Genomic DNA, 11,867 nt, shown 5'->3' on the forward strand with positions numbered 1-11,867 from the left:
AATTCACTCCTTGCTTGATGTACTTGAAAGGGCGGCAGGAACCTGGAAAACGTGTCGCAAGTAAGCGACGAAATTAGGATCTTTACAGTGCGTCTTGCCTGGCTCGTCGGAGATCTTCGCCACCGGCTGGCCGTTGCAGGCGACCATTTTAAGCACGATGCTCATCGGTTCGACACCCGGAATGTCACAGGTCAGGTTGGTGCCGATGCCGAAGCTGACATTGATCCGACCACGCAGTGCCCGGAATATCTCCAGCGCCTTGGGCAGGGTCAGGCTGTCGGAGAACGTCAGCGTCTTGCTCATCGGGTCGATGCCGAGCTTGTGATAGTGGGCGATGGCTTTTTCCGCCCAGACCACCGGATCGCCTGAATCGTGGCGCAAACCGTCGAAAAGCTTGGCGAAAAACAGATCGAAATCGCCGAGGAAGGCATCCATTGTGATGCAATCGGTCAGGGCAATCCCCAGCAGGCCACGGTATTCGCGGACCCAGCAATCGAGTGCGGCGATCTGGCTGTCGATCAGCCGCGGGCCGAGTTGCTGGTGCGCCATGATCCATTCGTGGGCCATGGTGCCCAGGGGTTTCATGTCCAGTTCCCGGGACAGGTGCACGTTGCTGGTGCCGACGAAGCGTCCGGGGAAATCGTGCTTGAGCACATTCACCACTTCTTCCTGCACCCGATACGAGAAGCGACGGCGCGTGCCGAAATCGGCCACCTGCAATTCGGACAATTCATCACTGCTGGCGTTGGCGCTCAGCCAGTCGAACTTGCGGTAGAGCTGCTCGCGGGCCTGCTCCAGCACGACTTCGCGGTAGCGATAGCGGTTGCGCACCTCGCTGACCAGGGCCAGCAGCGGCACTTCGAACAGGATCACATGCAGCCAGGGGCCCCGCAGGCGGATAAACAGTTCACCGTTTTCGAGGCCGGTGTGGATGTAGCGCAGGTTGAAGCGAAACAGACCGAGAAAGCGCAGGAAGTCCGGCTTCAGAAAGCTGATGCGCTCCAGGAAGCTCAACTGGTCGGCGCTCAGGCTCAGTTCGGCCAGGCGCTCGATCTGGAAACGGATCTCCGCCAGGTAGGGGCGCAAGTCCTCGCCGTTACGGCAGCGAAACTCCCATTCGACTTCGACGTTCGGGTAGTTGTGCAGCACCGCCTGCATCATCGTCAGTTTGTAGAAGTCGGTGTCGAGCAGGTTCTGCACGATGCGATCGGCAAACACACTCTCGCTCATAACGGGAATCTCCAGCGTTGCAGCGGTATTGATCAATGGCGCTAGTGGCGCATATCAGAGGGCTGGATTGCCAGCGATTTCTTGGCTCACTCTAGATCCCTGTGGGAGCGGGCTTGCCCGCGAAGGCGGAAGTACAGTCAACATTGATATTGAATGTGCAGGCCTCTTCGCTGGCAAGTCGGATCGCCGCACCGCAGCTCCCACAGGGTATATGTGCAACCTTAAACAGGTGCCAAGTCAGGGCTATCGATCTGCTCCAGCATCCACTTCACAAAGTCCCGCACCTTGGGCACTTCCGCCGAATGCTCCGGATACGCCAGGTAGTACGCGTCGCTGCTGGGCATTGCATGCTGCCAGGGAATGACCAGCTTGCCGTCAGCCAGTTCCTCTTCCACCAGAAAACGCGGCAACAACGCCACGCCGCAACCGACCTGGGCGGCGCGGATACACATATAAAAGGTTTCGAAGCGCGGGCCGTGGTAGCTGTGCTCGGTGTGGTAACCCTGGTGGTCGAACCAGTCATGCCAGGCCTGGGGGCGGGAAGCGTTTTGCAGCAGAACCAGGTCAGTCAGTTGCGTCGGATCGGTAAACGGCGTATCCGGCAGGCTGCCGGGGGCACACACCGGCACCAGTTCTTCGCCGAACAGCTTCAGGCATTCGGTGCCGGGCCGTGAACCCTGGCCGAAGTAGAACGCCAGGTCGCTGCGACCTTGCAGCAGATCGTCGGCTTCCTGCTCGCTGCACAGGTCCAGATGGATCGATGGATGCCGCAGGCGCCAGCCTTTCAGGCGCGGCACCAGCCAGCGTGCGCCGAAGGTGGGAGGCGTCGAAACCCGCAGGACTTCTGTTTCGCCACCGTAGGAACGCAGGTAATGGGTCGACATCTCGACCTGCGTGAGGATTTTTCGCACCTCAACCAGGTACAGATCGCCAGCCGGCGTCATCTGCAGGCGGCGGCGTACCCGGCGAAACAACAGGTGCTGCAACAGCTCTTCGAGTTGCGCGACCTGTTTGCTCACGGCACTTTGGGTCAGGTTCAACTCTTCGGCGGCCCGGGTGAAGCTCAAATGCCGGGTGACGGCCTCGAAGCACTGCAATGCAGCGATCGATGGCAAGTAGCGTTTATTCAGCATGGGCGGTCCTTGGTTCTTGTTTCTTATTGCCAGCAATGCACAGCATGAATAAACGGAATGATATCTCTCTTAAAGGTCGTTTGTTGAGTAACCTCCGGGCAGCTAAAACTACAGGTCTGATCAGCCGTGAATTTCCGGCTGCACGTGTTCTGTCTTTTGCTTGAGGAGTGACCCATGGTTGCCGCATTGCTTGATCGTCTAGGTGTGAACCCGGCCCTGTACCAGAACGGCAAAGTGCCGGTGCATTCGCCGATCGATGGCAGCACGATTGCCGCCGTGAACTGGGAAGGCGCCGCTGAAGTCGAGCAGCACATCAGTCGCGCAGATCATGCGTTCGAACTGTGGCGCAAGGTTCCGGCACCGCGCCGTGGCGAACTGGTGCGGCAACTGGGTGACATCCTGCGTGAATACAAGGCCGACCTCGGCGAACTGGTGTCCTGGGAGGCCGGCAAGATCACCCAGGAAGGCCTGGGTGAAGTTCAGGAAATGATCGATATCTGCGACTTCGCCGTCGGCCTTTCCCGTCAGTTGTACGGTTTGACCATCGCTTCCGAGCGTCCTGGCCACCACATGCGCGAAACCTGGCATCCGCTGGGCGTCGTCGGCGTGATCAGTGCGTTCAACTTCCCGGTCGCGGTCTGGGCCTGGAACGCCACACTGGCGCTGGTCTGCGGCAACCCGGTGATCTGGAAACCGTCGGAAAAGACCCCGCTGACCGCGCTGGCTTGCCAGGCGCTGTTCGATCGGGTGCTGAAGAACTTCAGCGATGCGCCACCGCACCTGAGCCAGGTGATTATTGGCGGTCGCGATGCCGGCGAAGCCCTGGTCGATGATCCGCGTGTCGCGCTGGTCAGCGCCACCGGCAGCACCCGCATGGGCCGTGAAGTGGCGCCGAAAATTGCCGCGCGTTTCGCCCGCAGCATCCTGGAACTGGGCGGCAACAACGCAATGATCCTCGGCCCAAGCGCCGACCTGGACATGGCCGTTCGTGCGATCCTGTTCAGCGCCGTCGGTACCGCCGGCCAGCGTTGCACCACCTTGCGCCGCCTGATCGCCCATGAATCGGTCAAGGAAGAAATCGTTACTCGCCTGAAAGCCGCGTACTCGAAAGTACGCATCGGCCATCCACTGCAAGGCAATCTGGTCGGCCCGCTGATCGACAAGCAAAGCTTCGACAATATGCAGGACGCTCTGGAGCAGGCCTTGAGCGAAGGCGGCCGGGTGTTTGGCGGTGAGCGTCAGCTGCAAGACAAATTCCCGAATGCCTACTACGTGTCGCCGGCCATCGTCGAAATGCCGGAGCAGAGCGATGTGGTCTGCCATGAAACCTTTGCGCCGATCCTTTATGTAGTCGGATACAGCGATTTCCAGGAAGCCCTGCGCCTGAACAACGCCGTGCCACAAGGCCTGTCCTCGTGCATCTTCACCACCGACGTGCGTGAAGCCGAGCAGTTCATGTCGGCGGTGGGCAGCGACTGCGGCATCGCCAACGTCAACATCGGCCCGAGCGGCGCGGAAATCGGCGGCGCGTTTGGTGGCGAGAAAGAAACCGGCGGCGGCCGCGAGTCCGGCTCAGATGCATGGCGCGGCTACATGCGCCGCCAGACCAACACCGTGAACTATTCGCTGGAGTTGCCGTTGGCGCAGGGCATCACGTTTGACTGATTCTCGAGTCGGATAGTGATCCCCTGTGGGAGCGGGCTTGCTCGCGAAAGCGGTTTATCAGTCACATTGATGCTGGATGTGCCGACGCTTTCGCGAGCAAGCCCGCTCCCACATTGAATGAATGTGTTTGTTAGGTTTCTGTTGGAGTCTGGCAATGCCGTTACGCGAAGAATGTCTGTGGGAAAAACTGACTCCGCAAAGGCCGGATAATTCGGCCCTCAAGGGCGAGGTCACGGTGGATGTCTGCGTCATCGGCGCCGGGTTTACCGGTTTGTCGGCGGCGGTGCATCTGCTGGAGCAAGGCAAGACCGTTTGTGTGCTGGAAGCCCATCGCGCCGGCCATGGTGGTTCGGGGCGCAACGTCGGGCTGGTCAATGCCGGGATGTGGATTCCCCCGGACGAGATCGAAGCCGGGTTTGGCGAGGCGGTCGGCAGCCAACTCAACCGCATGTTGGGGGCGGCACCTTCCTTGGTGTTCAGCCTTGTGGACAAGTACGACATCGATTGCCAGTTGCGCCGTGAAGGCACGCTGCACATGGCGCACAATGCCCGTGGCGAAGCCGACTTGCGCAGTCGTGAAGAACAATGGAAACGTCGCGGTGCACCGGTAGAACTGCTCACCGGGCAAGCTTGCGAGCAAGCCACCGGCACGAAAAAGATCGCCGCCGCACTGCTCGATCGCCGTGCCGGCACGCTCAACCCGATGGCCTATACCACGGGGCTGGCCAAGGCGGCCATCGGCCTGGGCGGTCAATTATTCGATCATTCCCCGGTCACCCGACTCGAACGCCAGGGCCAGCGCTGGTCTGTGCAAACCGCCCAGGGCTCGGTCATGGCCGAGAAAGTGGTGATCGCCTCCAATGCCTACACCGAAGGCGACTGGACCGAACTGCGGCGCAATTTCTTCCCCGGTTATTACTATCAGGTGGCCTCGGCCCCACTGACCGAAGAGGCCGCCCGGCAAATCCTGCCCGGTGGCCAGGGTTCCTGGGACACCCGCCAAGTGCTCAGCAGTATCCGTCGAGACAAGGACGGTCGCCTGTTGCTTGGCAGTCTGGGTAACGGCAATCAGAAACCGGCCTGGTTCCTGAAGGCCTGGGCCGACCGGGTGCAGCAACATTACTTCCCTTACCTGAAACCGGTGGAGTGGGAGTGCACCTGGACCGGTTGCATCGCCTTTACCCCCGACCATTTGATGCGTCTGTTCGAACCCGCGCCCGGTTTAGTGGCAGTCACCGGTTACAACGGCCGGGGCGTGACCACGGGGACAGTGGTCGGCAAGGCCTTTGCCGATTACCTGTGTAACGGAAATCCTCAAGCACTACCGATTCCTTTCGCACCCATGCAGCCATTGGCCGGGGTGGGGTTGCGCAGCTGTCTGTATGAGGCGGGATTCTCGCTGTATCACGCAGGCCAGTGCCTGCGGATCGTGATCTGACGGCTGATTTTTGCAGTGGGAAGCGGCGCTTTTTCGATCTGCAGCTAGCCTGTAGTGGTGCGGGTTGTAGCAGTCTCGCACCAGCAGTGTGCACTTCGGTGACGCACGTTGTTACAGGCTGGTTGCACGTCGTTTAAAGCCGAGGTTGCAATGATGGCGCGGTCGGGTTGCGCCTCAAAAAAATAATGGTTTTACCTTCCGCGGTCTAGACGGTTGCACGCCCAATGAAAATGGGATCGAAACAGTCGAAATAACAAGAAAGCAGCGACTTTTTTCAGAATAAAAAACCGATGGCACGGCCCTTGCTCTGAGCATTCAGTGAAGTCGTAGTGCCAATTAAAAAAACCAAGGAGCATCACCTCATGTCCCAGACGTTTTACAAGAAAGGCTTTCTGGCCCTCGCAGTGGCAACTGCGCTGGGTGTTTCTGCGTTTGCTCAGGCTGACATCAAGATCGGCGTAGCGGGACCAATGACAGGTGCCAACGCGGCATTTGGCGAACAGTACATGAAGGGTGCACAGGCGGCGGCCGATGCGGTCAACGCGGCGGGCGGGGTTAACGGGGAAAAAATCGTACTGGTCAAGGGCGATGACGCCTGCGAGCCGAAACAGGCTGTGACGGTTGCCAAAGACCTGACCAACCAGAAAGTCGCCGGCGTGGTCGGTCACTTCTGCTCCTCGTCGACCATCCCGGCCTCCGAGATCTACGACGAAGCGGGCATCATCGCCATCACTCCAGGCTCCACCAACCCGGCTGTGACCGAGCGTGGCCTGAGCGCCATGTTCCGTATGTGCGGGCGTGACGACCAGCAAGGCATCGTGGCCGGCGACTATATCGTCGACGTGCTCAAGGGCAAGAAGGTTGTCGTGCTGCACGACAAGGACACCTACGGCCAGGGCCTGGCAGATGCCACCAAGGCTCAACTGGTCAAGCGCGGCGTAACGCCTGTGCTGTATGAAGGCCTGACCCGTGGCGAGAAAGACTTCAGCACCATCGTGACCAAGATCCGCGGTGCCGGCGCTGACGTCGTCTACTTCGGCGGCCTGCACCCGGAAGCCGGTCCTCTGGTGCGTCAACTGCGTGAACAAGGCCTCAAAGACGTCAAGTTCATGTCCGACGACGGCATCGTGACCGACGAACTGGTGACCACCGCTGGCGGTCCGCAATTCGTTGACGGCGTGCTGATGACCTTCGGCGCCGACCCACGCCTGCTGCCAGACAGCAAGACTGTGGTAGACGCCTTCCGCAAGGCCGGTACCGAGCCTGAAGGCTACACCCTGTACGCCTACGCTTCGGTCCAGACCCTGGCGGCGGCCTTCAACGGCGCCAAGTCCAACAAGGGCGAAGAAGCGGCTGCATGGCTGAAGAAGAACCCGGTCAAGACCGTCATGGGCGAGAAGACCTGGGACAGCAAGGGCGACCTGAAAATCTCCGACTACGTGGTTTACCAGTGGGACAAGGATGGCAAATACCACCAGCTGGAAAAACAGAAGTAAGGGCTGACTCGATCATCTGAACCCCGCTGACCCCTTGTGGGAGCGGGCTTGCTCGCGAATGCGCCAGATCAGTCGACATCAATGTTGGCTGATACACCGCTTTCGCTGGCAAGCCAGCTCCCACAGGGGCGGTGATGGCCAGCCTGATCGTGGTTGTCATTGCTCCGACGTATATCTGTATTTTCTTAGAAGAACCGCACAGCCACATGTGCAGGTTCTCATTGCGTGAGATTGCGTTATGGATGGTATTTTCCTGCAGCAACTGGTCAATGGCCTGACCCTCGGGTCGGTCTATGGCCTGATCGCCATCGGCTACACAATGGTCTATGGCATCATCGGCATGATCAACTTCGCCCACGGCGAGGTTTACATGATTTCCGCTTACCTCGCGGCAATCAGTCTGGCTCTGCTGGCTTACTTCGGTATCGAATCTTTCCCGCTGCTGATGCTTGGCACACTGATCTTCACCATCGTCGTCACGGCGGTGTATGGCTGGGTCATCGAGCGTGTCGCCTACAAACCCCTGCGTAACTCCACCCGACTCGCACCGCTGATCAGTGCGATCGGTATCTCCCTGATCCTGCAAAACTACGCACAGATCTCCCAGGGCGCGAAGCAACAAGGCGTTCCGACTCTGCTCTCGGGTGCCTGGCGCGTTGATATCGGTACCGGTTTCGTTCAGTTGACCTACACCAAGGTCTTCATTCTGGTCGCCGCGTTCGTCGGTATGGCCGCGCTGACCTACATCATCAAGTACACCAAGCTCGGCCGCATGTGCCGTGCAACCCAGCAAGACCGCAAGATGGCTTCGATCCTGGGGATCAACACCGATCGGGTGATTTCCTACGTGTTCATCATCGGTGCAGCGATGGCGGCCCTGGCCGGCGTGCTGATCACCATGAACTACGGCACATTCGACTTCTATGCCGGCTTCATCATCGGGATCAAGGCGTTCACCGCCGCGGTGCTCGGCGGGATTGGCTCGCTACCCGGCGCGATGCTTGGCGGGATCATTCTGGGGATTTCCGAGTCGCTGTTTTCCGGTCTGGTGAACTCGGACTACAAAGACGTTTTCAGCTTCTCGTTGCTGGTCCTCGTTCTGGTCTTTCGGCCTCAAGGCCTGCTCGGCCGTCCTCTTGTGTCGAAGGTGTAAGCGATGTCTTCAACCACTAAAAAAACCATTGATATCAAAAAAAGTCTGGTTGACGCGATTCTTGCCGGCCTCATTGCCCTGATTGTGTTCGGGCCGATTGTCGGCGTCGTTCTCGATGGCTATGGCTTCAACCTGGAAACCACCCGGGTGGCGTGGATCGTGGCGATCGTCATGGCCGGCCGCTTTGCCCTGAGCATGTTCCTGCAGACAGCCAAGGGCCTGAGAATCCTCGAGGGCTTTGAAACGACTGGCTCCGGGGTGCATGTGCTGGCGCCGGACTACAAGTCACGGTTGCGCTGGATCATCCCGTTGATGATTGTCATCGCCGTGGTGCTGCCGTTTTTCTCCAATTCCTACCTGCTGGGCGTGGTCATCCTCGGGCTGATCTACGTGCTGCTGGGGCTGGGGCTGAACATAGTGGTCGGCCTGGCCGGTCTGCTCGACCTCGGTTACGTGGCGTTCTACGCCATCGGTGCCTACGGCCTGGCGCTCGGTTATCAGTACCTTGGGCTGGGCTTCTGGACGGTGTTGCCGCTGGCGGCGATTACCGCCGGCCTGGCCGGTTGCATCCTCGGTTTCCCGGTGCTGCGCCTGCACGGCGACTACCTGGCGATCGTGACCCTGGGCTTTGGTGAAATCATCCGCCTTATCCTCAACAACTGGTTGTCGCTCACTGGCGGCCCGAACGGCATGCCGGCACCGCTGCCGACCTTCTTCGGCCTGGAGTTCGGCAAGCGGGCCAAGGATGGCGGCGTGCCGTTCCATGAGTTCTTCGGCATCGCCTACAACCCGGACGTGAAGTACTACTTCATCTACGCAGTGCTGTTTCTGGTGGTGCTGGCCGTGCTGTACATCAAGCATCGCCTGACCCGCATGCCGGTCGGCCGCGCCTGGGAAGCCCTGCGCGAAGACGAAATCGCCTGCCGCTCCATGGGCCTGAACCACGTGCTGGTCAAGCTCTCGGCGTTCACCATCGGCGCCTCGACGGCCGGTCTGGCCGGGGTGTTCTTCGCCACCTACCAAGGCTTCGTCAACCCGACCTCGTTCACCTTCTTCGAATCGGCACTGATCCTCGCCATCGTGGTGCTCGGTGGCATGGGTTCGACCATAGGCGTGGTGATCGCAGCCTTCGTGCTGACCGTCGCCCCGGAACTGCTGCGTGGCTTCGCCGAGTACCGCGTGCTGCTGTTCGGCATCCTGATGGTGTTGATGATGATCTGGCGACCGCGTGGCCTGATTCGGATCAGCCGTACCGGTGTGACCCCGCGTAAAGGAGTAGCGCCATGAGCGAAGTCGTACTCAGTGTAGAAAAGCTGATGATGCACTTCGGCGGCATCAAGGCGTTGAGCGATGTCAGCCTGAAAGTGCACCGCAACTCGATCTTCGCCTTGATCGGCCCCAACGGCGCCGGCAAGACCACGGTGTTCAACTGCCTGACCGGTTTCTACAAAGCCTCCGGCGGCAAGATCGAACTCAACATCCGTGGGCAACAGACCAACGTCATCAAATTGCTGGGCGAGCCGTTCAAGCCAACGGATTTCGTTTCGCCGAAATCCTTCGCCAGTCGACTGTTCTACAAGGCATTCGGCGGCACCCACCTGGTGAACCGTGCCGGCCTGGCGCGGACCTTCCAGAACATTCGCCTGTTCAAGGAAATGTCGGTGCTGGAAAACCTGCTGGTGGCCCAGCACATGTGGGTCAACCGCAGCATGCTCGCCGGCATCCTCAACACCAAGGGCTACCGCAAGGCCGAAAGCGATGCGCTGGACCACGCGTTCTACTGGCTGGAAGTGGTGGACCTGGTGGACTGCGCCAACCGCCTGGCCGGTGAACTGTCCTACGGCCAGCAGCGCCGCCTGGAAATCGCCCGGGCCATGTGCACCCGTCCGCAGATCATCTGCCTCGACGAACCGGCCGCCGGCCTCAACCCTCAGGAAACCGAAGCGCTGAGCGCGATGATCCGGCTGCTGCGCGACGAGCACGATCTGACCGTGGTGCTGATCGAACACGACATGGGCATGGTTATGAGCATCTCCGACCACATCGTGGTGCTGGACCACGGCATCGTCATTGCCGAGGGTGGCCCCGACGACATCCGCAACGACCCGAAAGTGATTGCCGCGTACCTGGGCGCCGAAGAAGAGGAGGTGGTATGACCCAACCCATCCTCCAACTCAAGGATCTGGACGTGTTTTACGGCCCGATCCAGGCCCTTAAAGGTGTCTCGCTGCACATCAACGAAGGGGAAACCGTCAGCCTGATCGGCTCCAACGGTGCTGGCAAGTCAACCCTGCTGATGTCGATCTTCGGCCAGCCACGGGCCGCCGACGGGCAGATCCTTTATCAGGGCGTGGACATTACCCACAAGTCGTCCCACTACATCGCCTCCAACGGCATCGCGCAGTCGCCGGAAGGGCGGCGGGTGTTCCCTGACATGACTGTCGAGGAGAACCTGCTGATGGGCACCATCCCTATCGGTGACAAGTACGCCAAGGAGGACATGCAGCGCATGTTCGAGCTGTTCCCTCGGCTCGAAGAGCGGCGTACCCAACGGGCGATGACCATGTCCGGTGGCGAGCAGCAAATGCTCGCCATCGCCCGTGCCCTGATGAGCCGGCCCAAGTTGTTGCTGCTCGATGAACCAAGCCTGGGCCTGGCGCCGATCGTGGTGAAGCAGATCTTCGCCACCCTGCGGGAACTGGCCAAGACCGGCATGACCATCTTCCTGGTGGAGCAGAACGCCAACCACGCCCTGCGGTTGTCGGACCGGGCGTACGTGATGGTCAACGGCGAGATCCGCATGACCGGCACCGGCAAGGAGCTGTTGGTCAACGAGGATGTGCGTAACGCCTATCTCGGCGGGCACTGAGTCTGCTTTGATATGCACAAGCCCCGGCGCGCAATCGCCGGGGCTTTTTTACATCTCCAAAACACCGCAATTCCCCTGTGGGAGCGGGCTTGCTCGCGAATGCGGCGTCAAATTCAACATCATCAGCACAGATCCACCGCTATCGCGAGCAAGCCCGCTCCCACAGGGGGCTCGATGCGCTTTAAAGAAATTGTGGAAAACAATATTCCCAAGCTCGTAAAGCGCGACATAAAGCCGCTGCAAATAGTTGTTTTGTCACGGTTTTGACTTGTCCCCGTTTGCTGTGGAGCCGGCTGTGAATAACGTGGGAGTAGCTGGCTGCAGGCCTTTTAAACCGTGGCTTGCAGAGCTGTGGTTGTTTTTTGATCATGTGTTTTTGCGCAGCTTGCAGGCCGCTTTGTCAACCTTTTTGTTCGGGGCGCAAGTGCGTGAAATCGACGTGGACAAGCCTGTGGATAAGTCTGTGATTAAACTCTGGAAAGACTCGGCTGAAGGCCGTGGTTACTGGCTTGGCGCCATCGTTGGTTTGACCCGTCAGTCATGAAAATGGCCAAGGGCTACACAGCAGGCGGTTGAGGGTCAAGCAAAAAAGTTTCAAAACCCCGCGCAAAGCCTTGTGGATAGCGGCTTGCAGCTTTTCCACTTGCCCCCAAAGACTGTGGACCGGCCTGTGGATAACGTGCGCGCACATGGCTGTAGGCCACGTTGGTCAAGGGCTTGCCTGGATTGAGCGTTTTTTGAACAGGTTGAACGGTGGTTGCCGCTGTGAACAAGGCCGGGCATGCTGCCTGCTGCCGATCAGTTAAGCCACAACGCAATCTGTAGCAGCTGCCGAAGGCTGCGTCCGGCTGCGCAGCAGTCGTAAAATCAGAGTTCGCGGTAC

General features: G+C 59.6%; 11 protein-coding genes. 8 read left to right on the forward strand and 3 right to left on the reverse strand.

Annotation, left to right across the window (positions count from 1 at the left end; all coding sequences use genetic code 11):
• Positions 1–3: 3 nt before the first annotated feature.
• Positions 4–1,230, reverse strand: coding sequence for a nicotinate phosphoribosyltransferase (pncB, locus tag PMI34_RS19940; RefSeq protein ID WP_008048111.1), 1,227 nt, complete (start codon positions 1,228–1,230; stop codon positions 4–6).
• Positions 1,231–1,451: 221 nt separating this feature from the next.
• A complete protein-coding gene (locus tag PMI34_RS19935) occupies positions 1,452–2,363 on the reverse strand; it encodes a LysR family transcriptional regulator (RefSeq protein WP_008048112.1) in 912 nt (303 codons plus the stop codon).
• Positions 2,364–2,537: 174 nt separating this feature from the next.
• On the opposite strand from PMI34_RS19935, the gene amaB reads away from it, so the two are divergent.
• The 8 genes from amaB (at position 2,538) to PMI34_RS19895 (ending at position 11,528) form a co-directional block, all read left to right on the forward strand.
• The gene (gene amaB, locus PMI34_RS19930) at positions 2,538–4,028 is read left to right on the forward strand and encodes an L-piperidine-6-carboxylate dehydrogenase (protein WP_008048113.1); all 1,491 of its coding nucleotides are present in this window, start codon (positions 2,538–2,540) and stop codon (positions 4,026–4,028) included.
• Positions 4,029–4,182: 154 nt separating this feature from the next.
• Entirely contained in the window at positions 4,183–5,466 is a 1,284-nt protein-coding gene (gene amaA, locus PMI34_RS19925; RefSeq protein WP_008048114.1) for an L-pipecolate oxidase, read from the forward strand.
• A 362-nt stretch (positions 5,467–5,828) separates the two neighbouring features.
• Positions 5,829–6,962: an ABC transporter substrate-binding protein gene (locus tag PMI34_RS19920; protein WP_008048115.1), complete on the forward strand. Its 1,134-nt coding sequence runs from the start codon at positions 5,829–5,831 to the stop codon at positions 6,960–6,962.
• Positions 6,963–7,200: 238 nt separating this feature from the next.
• Positions 7,201–8,115 (forward strand): ABC transporter permease subunit, encoded by a 915-nt coding sequence (locus tag PMI34_RS19915; protein WP_008048116.1) that lies wholly within the window; start codon positions 7,201–7,203, stop codon positions 8,113–8,115.
• A 3-nt stretch (positions 8,116–8,118) separates the two neighbouring features.
• A complete protein-coding gene (gene livM, locus PMI34_RS19910; protein ID WP_008048117.1) occupies positions 8,119–9,402 on the forward strand; it encodes a high-affinity branched-chain amino acid ABC transporter permease LivM in 1,284 nt (427 codons plus the stop codon).
• Complete coding sequence (locus PMI34_RS19905) at positions 9,399–10,271, forward strand: ABC transporter ATP-binding protein (RefSeq protein WP_008048118.1); 873 nt, start codon at positions 9,399–9,401, stop codon at positions 10,269–10,271. Before livM ends, PMI34_RS19905 begins: the two co-directional genes overlap by 4 nt.
• Positions 10,268–10,984, forward strand: a complete 717-nt coding sequence (locus tag PMI34_RS19900; RefSeq protein ID WP_008048119.1) for an ABC transporter ATP-binding protein — start codon at positions 10,268–10,270, stop codon at positions 10,982–10,984. The genes PMI34_RS19905 and PMI34_RS19900 overlap by 4 nt, the downstream gene beginning before the upstream one ends.
• Before the next feature lie 295 nt (positions 10,985–11,279).
• On the forward strand, positions 11,280–11,528 hold the full coding sequence (locus PMI34_RS19895) for a hypothetical protein (RefSeq protein ID WP_008048120.1): 249 nt from the start codon (positions 11,280–11,282) through the stop codon (positions 11,526–11,528).
• A 13-nt stretch (positions 11,529–11,541) separates the two neighbouring features.
• On the opposite strand, the gene PMI34_RS29250 is transcribed toward PMI34_RS19895, so the two are convergent.
• Positions 11,542–11,867: hypothetical protein (locus PMI34_RS29250; protein WP_238538771.1), on the reverse strand; the 326-nt coding region annotated here is incomplete at its 5' end.

The sequence above is a fragment of the Pseudomonas sp. GM74 genome (assembly GCF_000282455.1).
Lineage (GTDB): Bacteria > Pseudomonadota > Gammaproteobacteria > Pseudomonadales > Pseudomonadaceae > Aquipseudomonas.